This window comes from Companilactobacillus paralimentarius DSM 13238 = JCM 10415, from assembly GCF_001434985.1.
Classification (GTDB): Bacteria; Bacillota; Bacilli; order Lactobacillales; family Lactobacillaceae; genus Companilactobacillus; species Companilactobacillus paralimentarius.
In genome coordinates, this window is sequence record NZ_AZES01000114.1 from 1 (window position 1) to 14,700 (window position 14,700).

Sequence of the window (14,700 nt, forward strand, 5' to 3'; positions counted from 1 at the left end):
ACTGTTTTTGAGAACTTTTGTTCTCTTTTATTCTAAAAAAGGAGAGTACAGGATTTGAACCTGCGCGCCTGCTATAAAACAGGTTCGTCGGATTTCGAGTCCGATGCATTACCACTCTGCCAACTCTCCATAATAAAGGCCTTTAGGCCCCTTTTACTAGTATTGCATAAGAGTAAACATATCATACCCTTTTATTTTATCACGTCCGTGCAAATCAGTTAACTCAATTAAGAAAGCTGTTCCAACTACGATACCGCCCAATTTTTCAATTAACTTAATTGTAGCAGCTAATGTGCCACCAGTCGCCATTAAATCGTCAACAACTAAAACTTTTTGTCCTGGTTTAATAGCATCTTTTTGCATGTACAATGAGCCTTGACCGTATTCAAGATCATATGTGACTGAAACAGTCTCTCGAGGCAATTTTCCCTTCTTACGAGCAGGAGCAAAGCCAATACCCATGTTATATGCTACCGGACATCCCACGATAAAGCCACGTGCCTCCGGTCCTGCAATCATTTCTGCACCACGACTTTTAGCATACTCAACAATCTTATCGGTTGCTGCAGCATATGCCTTGCCATCAGCCATTAATGGTGAAATATCTCGAAATAGTACACCAGGTTCTGGAAAATCTTGAACATTAGCAACATATTTCTTAAAATCAATATCCATTTTTAAAATTCCCCATTCAACCTAACAATGGCAATCATAATCACTCATCCAAGATAAGAGATCGTCAAAGTTGGATTCAATTAATATTTTTTCAACTTCATTGCGTTGTAATCTCTTCAAGTATGTCGGAGATTCAATCAATTCGCGTTGTTGTGAAGCATCAGCTTTTTCAACAAAGCCATTTACCATTTTAACAAAATTTAACTCAAAAAACACTTTTAAATAAAAATCAACGTCATTTTTTTCAAAATTTAAGTATTTTGCGACCAAATCCATCTGATTTGCCTGAATATTTTGGTGAGAGTAGATATATTTTAACAACTCTTTCATCTTCACCATATCCGGCTTCAAATAACCATTAGCTAGATTCGTATGGAAGAACAATGCTGTGTGCTGCGACTTATTCTTTTTAATGAATTTCTTAAATAAATCCAAATTGTGCGGACGGTCATAAATCAAAACATTATCACCAGACACATCTTCATCGTAACGAACCATATTGACTTGTAATTTAGAACGTTTAGCAGCTTCATAATACGCTTCATTAAAGAAAACTACATCATCGAAGTGATTAATTATCTCCGTTGATATACGTTTATTTCGATAATCGAGATAAACTTTTTTCAATTCTTGTACTTTTTGAGCCGCTGGTGAAACTTGAAAATCATCCAACATCAATTGAAGATTCTTACGGCCAGCCCACTCATTAATACCTAACTCACCGTAAACATCGCAGACATCAGTTTCCTCTTCTTGAGACTTCTGATACATACCAAATCCAATGGCATCAACTTGATGACTCTGATCAGCCACCTGTGTTTTCAAATGTGTACCATCTTTTCCGATTGAACGAGGCTGAGCTAACTCAACATTAGTCAATTTGATTACTGGTTTAGGATTTCCCATTCCAAATGGTGCTAAACGATTAATTTTTTTTATCAAATCGAAATTCAAATCAGCAATCTTCAGACTAAGATCATACTTTTTGACTACAGGTGCATGTGGATCAAAATTCTGTTTGGCAGGTTCAGCTTGTATTAATTCAGTCAATTTATCCAATTGGCTTTCTTCAATCGAGAAACCACAAGCTTGGGCATGTCCACCAAAGGCCGTAAATAAATCTCGATATTGATCCAAGGCCGTAAACAGGTTGAATCCTTCAGGACTGCGGCCAGATCCCTTCATCACACCACTATTTTCGTCAAATTGTGTTGCCAAAACCGGCTTATTCTCTTGGTCCATGGCACGACTAGCTACAATTCCTAGAACACCTTGATGCCAGCCATTCCCCTTCAAGATTAATACACCATTATCTTTTTGAGCTTCAATTTGATCCTGAGCATCGTTGAAAGCTGAATTGACTAATTCTTGTCGATGAGAGTTAATATCTTCAGTTTCATCAACAATCTCTTTAGCAAAAGTTTCATCACCTGTTGTCAACAATTCAACACCAGATGAGGCATTATCCAAGCGTCCTAAGGCATTGATGCGGGGTGCAATTTTAAAACCGATATCCTCTTCAGAAATATCGTTAACTTTAATTTTACATTTTTTAATTAGGGTACTTAAGCCCACATGATGATTCTGACGCATCTGTCTAAGACCTTCAGAAACAATGACACGATTCTCGCCCTTAAGAGCCACTGAGTCGGCTACAGTACCAATTGCAGCTAAGTCTATCAATTCCAACGCTTCATCGCCTAGAAGTGCATCAGCTATCTTAAAAACCACTCCTGCACCAGATAAGTATGGGCAAACGTATTCTGCACCAGGAATAGTTGGATGAACAATTGCGTCAGCTTCAGGTAATTCCTTAGGCAAATCATGGTGATCAGTCACAACGACTTGAATACCTTGATCTTTTAAATATTTGATCTGATCTTTACCACTGACACCGTTATCGACCGTGATCAACAAATCAATTCCCTTATCGGCTAATTCTTTATAACGATCCAAGTTAGGGCCATAACCGTCTTTAAAACGATCTGGAATGTAAAAAATAGGTTTAGCTCCTAATTTTTGCAAAGTTAATTTCATAATTGAAGTACTTGTAACACCATCAGCATCGTAATCACCATAAATAGCAATCTTCTTCTGTGATTGTACAGCATCATCAATTATCTCCAAGGCTTTATCCATATCATGCAAACCAAATGGATCCTGTAGTTCATCTACATTGCTATTTAAAAAGGATTCAATCTCTAAATTGTCAGTTATACCTCTTTCTATCAATAACTGAGCTACGATATTGTCGACCTTTTTATCTGTCGCAAATTTTTCTATTTCTTGTTTTGAGGGATTTTTACGCTTTTCCCAATTTATTAATGTCAATCCATCACCTACTGTCAATTAATTATAGCAATTTTTGAACGTAAAAAAAAAGCCTTGAAAGCATCATTACAATTTAATTTTGTAAATTCTGCCTTCACAAGCTTTTAAGTTACTATTAAGAAAAGACTGCTAAAGTAGCCTTATTCGCTGGTTCATTTCTGACAAGTGATCCTTGTAGAGCCCAACGATTAGTTCCTCCATCAGCACATGTGATCAAAGTTAAAATATTTTGCCCCTTCACATCATCTAATAAATAAACTGCTGTTGGTGGAACAATTTTCTTATAGTAAATTTTATAAGTGTAAACACGTTTCATATTAGTAATATATGCTAAATCACCTATTTGAGCATTTTCCAATGGTGAGAAAAGCGCACCCTTATTAGTCATGTAGTGACCTGCCAAAGCATAATTATTCTTGCCCATTTTCTCGTTTTCTTTCATCGTACCACCACCAGTTGATAGAGCATTATCGCTCAAACCAACAACGATCGGTAAACGAAGAGCGACTGATGGAACAGACATTTTTCCGATTACTGCGGCATCATTATTAACGGCAGCTTTAGCTACTTGACTAGCAGAAATAGGTTTCACCTTGTTAAAATCAAATTGTCCCTTTTTCTTCTGATTTGCTTTGACTTTGTCAGCTGTCAAACTACTCAAATTACGATTAGAAATTTGCTTAACAGCATATTCCTTAATTGGTTGATTAAAAATTAAAGCTAGAGCTATCAATAAAACAAGGATAGTTCCAAAAATTGAAAAGAATTTCTTCATCTTTTTCATTCCGTTCCAATAAATTTACAATATGCAATACAATTTTAATATTAAAACATCTGTCCAAAAAAGTTAAGTCTTTAATCTTTTTCTAAAAACTTCAATAATATCAACATTTAAAAGCTTATAAATAAGCTATAATGTAATTATAAATGAATCTGGAGGTAATTTTATGAGCATTCTTGTTTTAGGTGGTGCCGGATACATTGGTTCACATACAGTAGACCATTTGTGTGAACTTGGTTACGACGTCATTGTAGCAGATAACCTATCAACCGGTCATCAACAAGCTATCAATTCAAAAGCTAAATTCTATCAGGGAGATGTCCGCGATAAGGAATTTTTGATCAAACTATTCCAAAATGAAGACATTACTGATGTCATTCACTTTGCGGCCTTTTCAGTTGTTCCTGAATCAATGAAGGACCCTCTTAAGTATTTCGACAACAATACAAGTGGTATGATTTCATTACTTCAAGTAATGCATAATTTTGGCGTTAAACACATTGTCTTCTCATCAACTGCCGCAACTTATGGCGAACCTAAACAAATTCCTATTAAGGAAACTGACCCTACCGTACCTACTAATCCATATGGTGAAAGTAAATTAGCCATGGAAAAAATCATGCACTGGTGTGACGTAGCTTATGGTATTAAATTCGTTGCCTTGAGATACTTCAATGTTGGTGGCGCAAAGCCTGATGGCACGATCGGTGAAGATCACAATCCTGAAACTCACTTGATTCCTGTTGTCTTGCAAGTTGCTGCTGGACAACGTGATGAATTGACAATCTTCGGTGACGACTACGATACTAAAGATGGTACTAACGTCCGTGATTATGTCCACGTTGAAGATTTAGCCGAAGCTCACCGTTTGGCTATGGAATATCTTCGTAGTGGTAATGACAGCAATGTCTTTAACCTTGGCTCATCTACTGGATTCTCAAACAAGGAAATTCTTGAGGCAGCTCGTAAAGCTACTGGTAAGGAAATCCCTGCTAAAATTGGTCCAAGACGTCCCGGTGATCCAAGTACTTTGATTGCTGATTCAACAAAGGCCAGAACAGTTTTGAAGTGGCAACCTAAGTATGATGACGTTGAAAAAGTTATCAGTGATGCTTGGAACTTCAAATCAAAACATCTAAATGGTTACGAAGAAAAATAATTAAAGAAACAGTTACTGAAAACAAAATTTCAGCAACTGTTTTTTTTGACATTTTAATATTCTTAAAACTAATTTTAATGCCAAATTTAACTAACTTGGAGTCACCATAAACTACGGTTGAAATTAATGATATCTTTAAATTCTTGTTGATTTGTAGCACCCCCCTTGAGCGATAATGTTCTTAATCTAATATTTGCAATTCAAAGATGACCTTCTTTTGGGAAAACATCTTAATTCACAATGTAAAATATTATTTTTTATTTCACTTCTTGATTAAATATACAGTAGATGTATTATGGAAGCGATTACAAAGACGCTATATGTGCATTTGATTTGAATCAAACGTTTGATAATTCCATAATAGATGAATCGAATAAAATATTGAATATGTATTTATTTTAGGTTAGGAGAAATGAATTATGCATAGCATTGATAGAGCATTCACTACCCTTCAAAATCCTTACTATGGGGGAAATATTTTTGATGAAAAACCCATTCAAGTAACATTGATTGAAAAAAAGCATACTAATAAACTGGAATCTCAATCGAAAAGTATATTTAGAAGTATATTGGGAGAAAAAAAAATCTTTGACTGTTCAGTTGAAAATAATATTAATCTCGCAACAAATAATAAGAATGTATTTTCAATTCCATTTGAGAAAGTAGAATATATCCAATTTGGAATCATCCGAAGCCTTGGCTATGTCAACTGGGGAAATCCAGTTGTCCCAACTCCTATTTACTCTATGTTGATATATATTAAAACCGTTGATAGCCATTACGGTTTTTTTGACTTTGCTATAAATAAATATTCTGAATATAAAACAGTCTTTCAAGATCACAATATCCCCTTAGAAGATCCTTTTAATTTAAATGAATTATCAAAATTGGAAAAAGTAAAATTGTATGACTATTTAAATAAAAATTACGATGAATTATCGAAAAAAGCTAATTATATAGATTAAAATCCGATGAACAAAGTAAAGATTTCATTAAATAAAAAAATCGTATCAAGTATCCGGAGACAGACTAAAAAATCGGGTGATCCCTTAAATTCAAGAAAAATTCTTCGGTAGATCTGTTTCTAATATTTAACAAAAAATCTAGTTTAGTGATTATAAAGTGATCACTAAACTAGATTTTTTAGATAGAAAAAACAATGTAATTATATTCCCAATCTTATTTCAAAATAAAATCAATTGCTTCATGCAAACAGTCATCAGCTTGAACAAAATCGCCAACTTTATCCATAAAGGCATGAGTCATTCCGTTATATCTGATATAAGTAATGTCGCCACCAGCTAATTTCATCTTGTTATAGAAGGCTTCCCCTTGGAGTCTTAAAGGATCAAACTCACCTATCATGAACAAAGTTTGGGGCATTTTCTTCAATAAATTCTCTGGTGCATTCAATGGTGAAATATACATACTTTCTGGATCACTATCACGAATATACCAATCGTTGATCATCCCTTGACTACCATTAAAGTTATTAATATAAGCTCTGATATCTTCGGCCTTTTCGCATCCAATTAATGGTTCCGGTGTATCAAATATTGCCCTTCTCTTAGCATCTTTACCTTGGTAAGTAACAGGATACAATGCTACTGCCTTATTCAAATAGTTTGTTCCTAATTGACGATCTAATAATGATAATGTGTAAGCCAAATTACCGCCAGCTGAATCACCCATTGCTGTAATATTGCCAATTTTTAAAGCGGCCTTATTTTTTGCCAAGTAATTTAGAACTTGGTAACAATCAATTAAATCTTGAGGATATGGATGCTCTGGTGCCAATCCATAATCAACAGAAACTACTCGGACTTCACCAAAATCGGCTAACGCTTCACATGGATACTCAACATTATCCAGACTACCGCCGAAAAAACCTCCACCATGCATAAATAGAATTGTTGGTAAAGTTTCATTAGCCAAAGATTTTTGCAGATAAACACGAACCTTGACACCATTATAAATTGTATTAGTAATACTCAATTCTTGTTGACAGGTATGATTGGCTTTTTTCCAGCCCATTGACGAACGGATATCTTCGACTGTAACACTACCGTTCACTTCACTACCGAAGTCACCAGTATTAGTTTGTTTAATGGAATCCTCTAACTCTTCTTTAGCTTTAGGATCAAGATACCCTTCTGTATCTTTTCCAGGAACCAACTTCATTTGATAATCTGTATTTTTAACATTAACCTTTTCTAACAAAATACTTTCCTCCTTGAACGACCTTTTGATAAATAAGTGTAAAAATAGCAATCAACAATAAGAAACCAAATCCATATGCAGCAACTCTCATGTTCATATCTGGTTGTTGACTACCCATTAAACCAGACAAGTAATTGATCAAGGTTGGTGAGATGAAAACTCCAACATTAGTGAATATCAACATGACTGAAGAAGCTAAATTCTCCGAACCTTTTGGAGCAATCGTGTTAATGATCGTATAGATGAATGGGATCACCAGGGCAAAGCCTAAACCAACAATTACCACTCCAATAGTTACGTTAGCAATACTTGCCGCTCTGGATAAAATTGCAAAGCCAACAGCCATTAATGAGAACCCAACTACCAAAGTATATTGCTTCAATAATTTATGGATGAATCCATAAACAAAACCGATTGCCATGGATACTAACGTGAAGACGCCTAGAATTGTAGCTGCTTGACTACCTGTGCCCATATTCTTATACGTCAACAAATCGGCTAGTTTCACTGTAACTACCATGAAAAAAGCATAAATAAAGAATGTCATTACTGAAATTAGAATAACCGGCAAATTAACTTTTTGGTGAACTGACTTTTCATGCTTGACCGATTTATTCTCAACGTTAGGAATCACTACTCCAAAAATAATCATGATAGGCAATGCGATTGCGTAAATAATGAAAGTTGCATGCCAACCAAAGGCGATTAGATAACCTACTAGAAATGATAAAATTGAGCTCCCTAATGAACTGACCGAACTTTGAAAGCCCATCATCGTGGAGAGTTCATCGCCACCGTAAAAATCAGAAATCATACTGATTGCCAAAGAATTGAATAACCCAATTCCGACTCCTAGCAACAGCCTAGAAATAATAACTACATAATAATTGTTCGAGAATACTGGAGTTATTCCAAATATTAACGCAACAATAAGTCCAAATATTACAGTCTTTTTTTGACCCAAGAAATTAACCAAAATACTACTGATAAAAATACCAGCAATAATACCTAAATTAGGAATTGTCGAAATAGTTTCAATGGCTGAAGCAGATTGACCAGTAAAAGTTTTACTCATCAATGGTATTGCCGCAGCAATGTTAGGAGCTGCCATTAGCAACATTGATATCGACAGTAAAGCAAATTTAAACAGAAACGATTTAGTATTGATTTTTGTCATCGTATCACTCCTTGTCTTTCTTAATAACAAGTTTATTGTACGATGTAACAGTTTGCTGTAAGCGGTTAATAGTAACTAGTTTTAGGTCGTTTTATGACTTTTTTAACCTGAATCGATATTTTCCTGGTGTCTGTTTATAGACCTGAAGAAATAGTTTACTAAATGATTTAGGATTAGAAAAACCTGTCAAATCAGAGATAACCGCAATATTTTTATCCGTATTTGTTATCATCTCATAAGCCCTTTTTAGACGAATGTAATTTACATATTCCATTACACTCATCCCCATTTGTTTGCTGAATGTTCTGGATAAATAACCTGTACTCAAATGACCTACTTGAGCTATTTCGTCTAACATTATTTTTTCACTGCTGTGTTGATTGATATAGTCGATTACTTTTGCCAATTTATGTAATGTAGGGATTCTGGGAAGTCCATGAACTGTGTTTTTATCGTGACTGCAATACTTTAGTAAATCATGTAGAATCAAGAACATATCGCTCTTTAATTGTAAATTACGGTATTCATCCTCTATTTGACTATGCTGATAGTACAAATATAAGTCATGCTTGATTATTGCTACTTCCTCTCTTTTCTTAGGAAGAACAAACCAGTAACTTTCATAATTCGGAATCTCTTTGATCAAAATTTCATATGGAATTAAAAAGGTTAAAGCTAAAGTATTCTTGTTTGTATTCATATTATCAACTGAGTGAATCTCGTTGGAATTGATAATCAAAACATCCCCTGATTTAGAACTAATTCTTTTACCACTAATGGTGAAATCAGCTGTTCCCTCAATCGGATAATCAATTTCAATAGCCTGATGCCAATGACGTAAAACATTCCCGTTAGCAAAACTATTAGTGTGCACAATCAATTTTAATAGTTGTTGACTCGGTTCAACCATCTCATGTCGATACATGCTTCTTCCTCCAAAAAAATAATCGTGAATCATCACGATTATTTTACAATACATTTATTTAGAATAAATACTCCAAATCACTACCAGCAGTTGGATAAGCTAATATTTCTTTCTTAACGTCAGCGTTGGTCATCTTCTGTTCAATTGCTTTTGTTAAAAGATTGATCATACTGTCAGCTTCATTGCTTAGAACCGTTGCACCAATAATTTGAGATTTATCATTTAAAACAATTCTGATCATTGCCTTAGGTTCATTAGTATGACTATAAGTGAACCAACTAGTTACATCTTGATCAACCACTTTGGCACCATTCTGTTCACCAACTTGAGCTAGCTTAGGAGTTCCATAAACGACTGTTGGTACTAATGGTATCTTAATATCATCTGTAGTCTTTCCTAAAATAACATTGCTAACATAGTCAGCTTCAAAACCGGCTACTGGTGTTAATTTAGGTGTCTTTGTTGAAACAACATCTCCGATGGCAAAAATTTTATCATTACTCGATTGTAATTTTTCATTCACAATTACACCATGGCGGTCCGCTTTGACATTAGCTTTTTCTAAATCAAGAATATCTACATTAGGAATTCTTCCGGTAGCACCAATAATCAAGTCGCTAGTCAAACTGAAATCATCTGCTTTCAATGTCAATTGTCCGGCTGATTTTATAATTTCTTTTGTATCAACATTGAAGTGAAATTTAACACCTTTAGTTTCCAATTGATGAACTAACTCTTGAGCATATTTTTCATTGAATGCTTTCAAGGGATGATCATTATGGTGAACTACATGAACCTCAGCTCCGGTCGCATTAGCAATTGTAGCCAATTCAAAAGCAATATAACCTGCACCGATAATTGTGATTGTTTTAGGCATCTGTTTGAGTGACAAGAAATCGGTACTAGATAGAAGATACTCTTTACCAGGAATATCTGAATAACTAGGACGTTGTCCTGTCGCGATAATAAAGTGATCGGCTTGATAGGTAGACTCATTAACGCTCAATTCTTTTTCTGAGACAAATTTAGGTGAGCCATCGATAGCTGTAATACCAGCATTGATGGCTCCTTTTTTACTTCCAGCAGACACTGGATCAGTAAAGGTTGCTTTAAACTTCTCTAACTCTTCCCAATTGACATAAGGGACATCACCAAACCCTTTACCTTTCAATTGAGTCATTCTATCTCTGGCCTCAACGGCACTTAACAAAACCTTTTTGGGATCACAGCCACGGTTAGGGCAAGTTCCACCCCATAAATTATTTTCGATCAAAGCTACATTTTGACCAGCTCCACTCAAGTCATAAGCTGCTGCTAGACCTCCTGGGCCAGCACCAATGACGATCGTATCAAATTTTTCCATATGAATCCCTCCAAATAAAAAAGCACTTATAATGTAAACACTAATTACATTATAAGCACTTATCTAATTTTTGCCGTCTTCTTTGCCTCGGTTAAGGTTCAAAACAGCCATGAAGGCTTCTTGAGGAATGGAAACTTTTCCGACTTCCTTCATACGTTTCTTACCAGCCTTTTGCTTATTCAATAGCTTATCGCGACGAGTTCTGTCACCACCATAAAGTTTGGCTGTAACATCCTTACGATAAGCTTTAACATTTGAACGAGCGACTACTTTGTTACCAATAGCAGCTTGAATAGGAATTTCAAACATTTGACGAGGAATAACTTCCTTCAATTTAGCAACGATATCACGACCACGCTTTTGAGCAAAATCTTTATGAACAATAAAACTCAAAGCATCGACCGGTTCACCATTAAGCAAGATATCCATTTTAACCAATTCACTTGGTTCGTAATCATCGACATCATAATCTAGCGAAGCGTAACCTTTAGTATTCGATTTCAAATCATCGAAGAAATCAAAAATAATTTCTAGCAATGGCAATTTATAAACTACGTTTACCCGATACTTGTCCAAATAATCCATTGTGACAAACTCGCCACGCTTATGTTGACAGAGTTCCATGACGGGACCAACGAAGTCCTCGGGAACCATAATTTCAGCTCGAACAAATGGCTCACGAACTTCTTTGATTTCAGAAACATCGGGCAACTCAGCTGGATTATCAACCACAATTTTCTCACCGTCAGTCGTCGTTACATGATAATCAACTGATGGCGATGTGGTAATCAAATCAAGATCAAAGTCACGTTCCAAACGTTCTTGAACAACATCCATATGCAATAGTCCTAAGAATCCAACACGGAAACCAAAGCCTAAAGCTTGGGATGTTTCTGGTTCATATTCCAAGGCAGCATCATTTAACTGTAATTTATCTAAAGCTTCTTTCAAATCTTCATATTTAGCATTGTCTACAGGATAAAGTCCAGCATACACCATTGGTGTACTCTTACGATATCCAGTCAAAGGTGAATCAGTTGGATTATTGGCAAGTGTAACTGTATCACCAACTTGAGTATCCTTAACTGTCTTGATACTTGCAGTAATATAGCCTACATCCCCAGCCATCAAATAGTCACGTTTAACGGCTTTAGGAGACATCACACCAACTTCTGTAACTTCAAAGGTCTTCTTATTACTCATCAATTGAATCGTGTCTCCGACCTTTACAACGCCTTCTCGAACACGTACATCCAACACAACGCCACGATAACTGTCATAAACTGAATCAAAGATCAACGCTTTGAGTGGTTTATCCAAATCACCTTCAGGAGCTGGTACATCAGATACAATTCTTTCAAGCAATTCGTCGACACCGATACCAGTCTTAGCACTCATCAAAATTGACGATTCGGCGTCTATACCTATCATCTCTTCAATTTCTTCTTTAACTTTATCAGGTTCAGCTGAAGGTAAGTCAATTTTATTGATAACTGGTACAATTTCCAAATCATTATCAATCGCTAAATAAGCATTAGCCAGCGTTTGAGCTTCAACACCTTGAGCAGCATCAACCACCAACAAGGCTCCCTCACAAGCAGCTAGAGAACGTGAAACTTCATAGGAGAAGTCCACATGTCCTGGAGTATCAATTAGATGGAAGATATAAGTCTTACCATCTTTAGCTTCGTATTCAAGTTCTACCGCGTTTAACTTAATAGTAATTCCACGTTCACGTTCCAAATCCATATCATCTAGGATCTGGGCTTTCATCTCACGTTTTGAAACAGTCTTAGTTCTTTCCAAAATTCGATCAGCAATCGTTGATTTACCATGATCGATATGCGCTACGATAGAGAAATTACGAATTCTTTTTTGTCTTTCTTTTAACTTATCGAGATCTAAATCCATAAATTATTCCCTTCCATCAGAAATTTATCATTCTTTCTATTTTACACTATTGTACTACTATGTTCTAGAGCATTGACTTGGATATTCACTGTTGTGCCGCTACTTTCCGACTAATATTGCGATATTGTGTTGGCGACATCCCTTTGCGTTGCCGAAATTGTTTCATAAAATAAGTATCATACTCAAAACCAGTTGCTAAAGCTATATCATTTAAAGTCATTCCTGTGTGTGTCAACATTTGTTCTGCAATATTCAAACGATATGATAATAAATACTGCATCGCCGTTTGATTAACTCGTTGTTTAAATTGTTCATTCAGTGACACACGATTTAAATGTACTAAATCTGTTAAATCATCTAATCTTATCGGTTGTGAATAATTCATATGAATAAAATTCAATGCAATATCTATTACGGATTGTGAATGAGACTCTTTTGACTGTAATAAGAGATTAAATATTTGAATCAAATACTGTTTGATACGACAGACCCATAAATCGTCACTTTGGGCGCTAACCTCCATCCCCATAGTAAAAAACCACTGCAAAAATTTAGGATAGACTTTTGTATCAAGTGGAATAACTCGATTATGTTCTTCAAATAAAGACAATCCCTTTTTTATGTGTGGCGTATTAGGAACGTTAATATCCTTCAACTGTGATACACGCACTGTCTCTAAAAAGATCGGAGCAAAACAAAAAATTGATGCATTAATCTCTGAATCAACTTTCAAATCATCATTGTCCTGTAAGCATAAGACGCATGGAGCCTTTAATTGAATTGGATATCCATTCAGAACTCCCAAAGCTTCATTCTCAGTTATTAAGACTAACGTATATTTTTTACTCAAGGATAGTTCCCGTAATTTTTGATGAGAATAAAAATCTATTTGAACAATTCGTTTTTTATGTCTATCAATTTGACTCATTTTTATCTCCTACAAATAGTATAGTTAAGCACTTCATTTATGACATTGTTGGTCAATTCATTTCTCGTTAAGATTACACATGTAATAAAGAGATGGAGGTCATCAACATGACAGTAAAAATTGGAATTAATGGATTCGGCCGCATTGGTCGTTTAGCTTTTAAAAGAATTAGTGAACTAAAGGACAGCAACCTAGAAGTTGTCGCAATTAATGATTTAACTAATGCTAAAATGTTAGCACAATTATTACAATTTGATTCTGCACACGGAAGATTTGAACACGAGGTCAAATCAGATGGACGTGACATTTTAGTCGATAACCAGAAAATTCATGTTTACGCTGAACCAGATGCCAGAAAAATTTCTTGGGTAAAAAATGATGGTGTGGATATTGTTCTTGAATGTACTGGATTTTATACTTCCACTGAAAAGTCACAGGCCCATTTAGACGCTGGCGTAAAGAAGGTTTTGATATCAGCACCAGCTGGTCAAATGAAAACTATTGTTTACAACGTCAATGATAATACATTAAATCCCGATGATAAAATCATTTCAGCTGGTTCTTGTACAACCAATTGCTTAGCCCCAATGGCTTACTACTTGAATCAAGATTTCGGCATTAAGGTTGGAACTATGACGACTGTTCATGCCTACACTTCAACACAAATGATTCTTGATGGACCAGTTCGTGGAGGTAATTTAAGAGCTGCTAGAACTGCCGCTATTAATATTATCCCTCATTCATCAGGTGCCGCTAAGGCCATTGGTTTAGTTATTCCTGAATTAAATGGCAAACTAAAAGGACATGCTCAAAGAGTACCAGTCATCGACGGCTCATTGACTGAATTAGTTACTATTTTAGATAAAGAAGTTACCGTTGATGACATAAATAATGCTATGCAACGCCATACCAAAAACAATCCATCCTTTGGATATGATGATAGAGAAATCGTGTCTAGTGATATTATCAATTCTACCTATGGATCTGTCTTTGACCCTACCCAAACAGAAGTAACTCAAGTCGGCAATCTGAACTTGGTAAAGACGGTTTCCTGGTATGATAATGAATATAGTTTTACTTGCCAAATGATTCGTCTTCTTAACAAGTTTGCTCAAATTTAAAAAACAAAAAAATAAGAACTTGCAATTCAAATTAGAATTGCAAGTTCTTATTTTTTATGGCTGTACGATAAATAGAGTTGATAGGCATTTTGCCATCAACTCTATTTTT

12 protein-coding genes and 1 tRNA gene are annotated in these 14,700 nt (G+C 35.3%); 3 read left to right on the top strand and 10 right to left on the bottom strand.

Annotated elements, in window-relative coordinates:
* Nucleotides 1-39 precede the first annotated feature (39 nt).
* From FD33_RS09475 to FD33_RS09490, 4 genes are all read right to left on the bottom strand, one after another.
* Nucleotides 40-129: transfer RNA gene (locus tag FD33_RS09475), tRNA-Ser, on the bottom strand.
* 27 nt (nucleotides 130-156) lie between these two features.
* A complete protein-coding gene (locus FD33_RS09480) occupies nucleotides 157-675 on the bottom strand; it encodes an adenine phosphoribosyltransferase (RefSeq protein WP_025085743.1) in 519 nt (172 codons plus the stop codon).
* 21 nt (nucleotides 676-696) lie between these two features.
* Nucleotides 697-3,024, bottom strand: coding sequence for a single-stranded-DNA-specific exonuclease RecJ (gene recJ / locus FD33_RS09485; RefSeq protein WP_235806958.1), 2,328 nt, complete (start codon nucleotides 3,022-3,024; stop codon nucleotides 697-699).
* Between the two features lie 97 nt (nucleotides 3,025-3,121).
* Nucleotides 3,122-3,781 carry a class A sortase gene (locus FD33_RS09490; protein WP_051564252.1) on the bottom strand — a complete coding sequence of 220 codons (660 nt, stop codon included), beginning with the start codon at nucleotides 3,779-3,781 and terminating at the stop codon, nucleotides 3,122-3,124.
* Nucleotides 3,782-3,953: 172 nt separating this feature from the next.
* Here FD33_RS09490 and galE point away from each other — a divergent pair, with 172 nt between their 5' ends.
* Nucleotides 3,954-4,946 (top strand): UDP-glucose 4-epimerase GalE, encoded by a 993-nt coding sequence (gene galE / locus FD33_RS09495; protein WP_025085746.1) that lies wholly within the window; start codon nucleotides 3,954-3,956, stop codon nucleotides 4,944-4,946.
* Between the two features lie 419 nt (nucleotides 4,947-5,365).
* Nucleotides 5,366-5,911, top strand: a complete 546-nt coding sequence (locus FD33_RS09505; RefSeq protein WP_025085748.1) for a hypothetical protein — start codon at nucleotides 5,366-5,368, stop codon at nucleotides 5,909-5,911.
* A gap of 214 nt (nucleotides 5,912-6,125) precedes the next feature.
* On the opposite strand, the gene FD33_RS09510 is transcribed toward FD33_RS09505, so the two are convergent.
* The 6 genes from FD33_RS09510 to FD33_RS09535 all read right to left on the bottom strand — a co-directional run bounded on the left by FD33_RS09510 (nucleotide 6,126) and on the right by FD33_RS09535 (nucleotide 13,470).
* Complete coding sequence (locus FD33_RS09510; protein ID WP_025085749.1) at nucleotides 6,126-7,166, bottom strand: alpha/beta hydrolase; 1,041 nt, start codon at nucleotides 7,164-7,166, stop codon at nucleotides 6,126-6,128.
* Nucleotides 7,150-8,343 carry an MFS transporter gene (locus FD33_RS09515; RefSeq protein WP_025085750.1) on the bottom strand — a complete coding sequence of 398 codons (1,194 nt, stop codon included), beginning with the start codon at nucleotides 8,341-8,343 and terminating at the stop codon, nucleotides 7,150-7,152. Before FD33_RS09515 ends, FD33_RS09510 begins: the two co-directional genes overlap by 17 nt.
* Nucleotides 8,344-8,434: 91 nt before the next feature.
* The gene (locus FD33_RS09520; protein ID WP_025085751.1) at nucleotides 8,435-9,268 is read right to left on the bottom strand and encodes an AraC family transcriptional regulator; all 834 of its coding nucleotides are present in this window, start codon (nucleotides 9,266-9,268) and stop codon (nucleotides 8,435-8,437) included.
* Between the two features lie 58 nt (nucleotides 9,269-9,326).
* Nucleotides 9,327-10,631 (bottom strand): dihydrolipoyl dehydrogenase family protein, encoded by a 1,305-nt coding sequence (locus FD33_RS09525; protein WP_056955938.1) that lies wholly within the window; start codon nucleotides 10,629-10,631, stop codon nucleotides 9,327-9,329.
* Between the two features lie 63 nt (nucleotides 10,632-10,694).
* Nucleotides 10,695-12,542, bottom strand: coding sequence for a translation elongation factor 4 (lepA, locus tag FD33_RS09530; RefSeq protein ID WP_025085752.1), 1,848 nt, complete (start codon nucleotides 12,540-12,542; stop codon nucleotides 10,695-10,697).
* An 85-nt stretch (nucleotides 12,543-12,627) separates the two neighbouring features.
* A complete protein-coding gene (locus FD33_RS09535; protein ID WP_025085753.1) occupies nucleotides 12,628-13,470 on the bottom strand; it encodes an AraC family transcriptional regulator in 843 nt (280 codons plus the stop codon).
* Nucleotides 13,471-13,577: 107 nt separating this feature from the next.
* On the opposite strand from FD33_RS09535, the gene gap reads away from it, so the two are divergent.
* On the top strand, nucleotides 13,578-14,591 hold the full coding sequence (gene gap, locus FD33_RS09540; RefSeq protein WP_056955939.1) for a type I glyceraldehyde-3-phosphate dehydrogenase: 1,014 nt from the start codon (nucleotides 13,578-13,580) through the stop codon (nucleotides 14,589-14,591).
* Nucleotides 14,592-14,700 lie beyond the last annotated feature (109 nt).

Bases quoted from the DNA above. Each gene is read 5' to 3' on its own strand.
- FD33_RS09480 (WP_025085743.1), bottom strand. From the start codon at position 675: ATGGATATTGATTTTAAGAAATATGTTGCTAATGTTCAAGATTTTCCA.
- FD33_RS09490 (WP_051564252.1), bottom strand. From the start codon at position 3,781: ATGAAGAAATTCTTTTCAATTTTTGGAACTATCCTTGTTTTATTGATA.
- galE (WP_025085746.1), top strand. From the start codon at position 3,954: ATGAGCATTCTTGTTTTAGGTGGTGCCGGATACATTGGTTCACATACA.
- FD33_RS09505 (WP_025085748.1), top strand. From the start codon at position 5,366: ATGCATAGCATTGATAGAGCATTCACTACCCTTCAAAATCCTTACTAT.
- FD33_RS09515 (WP_025085750.1), bottom strand. From the start codon at position 8,343: ATGACAAAAATCAATACTAAATCGTTTCTGTTTAAATTTGCTTTACTG.
- FD33_RS09520 (WP_025085751.1), bottom strand. From the start codon at position 9,268: ATGTATCGACATGAGATGGTTGAACCGAGTCAACAACTATTAAAATTG.
- FD33_RS09525 (WP_056955938.1), bottom strand. From the start codon at position 10,631: ATGGAAAAATTTGATACGATCGTCATTGGTGCTGGCCCAGGAGGTCTA.
- lepA (WP_025085752.1), bottom strand. From the start codon at position 12,542: ATGGATTTAGATCTCGATAAGTTAAAAGAAAGACAAAAAAGAATTCGT.
- FD33_RS09535 (WP_025085753.1), bottom strand. From the start codon at position 13,470: ATGAGTCAAATTGATAGACATAAAAAACGAATTGTTCAAATAGATTTT.
- gap (WP_056955939.1), top strand. From the start codon at position 13,578: ATGACAGTAAAAATTGGAATTAATGGATTCGGCCGCATTGGTCGTTTA.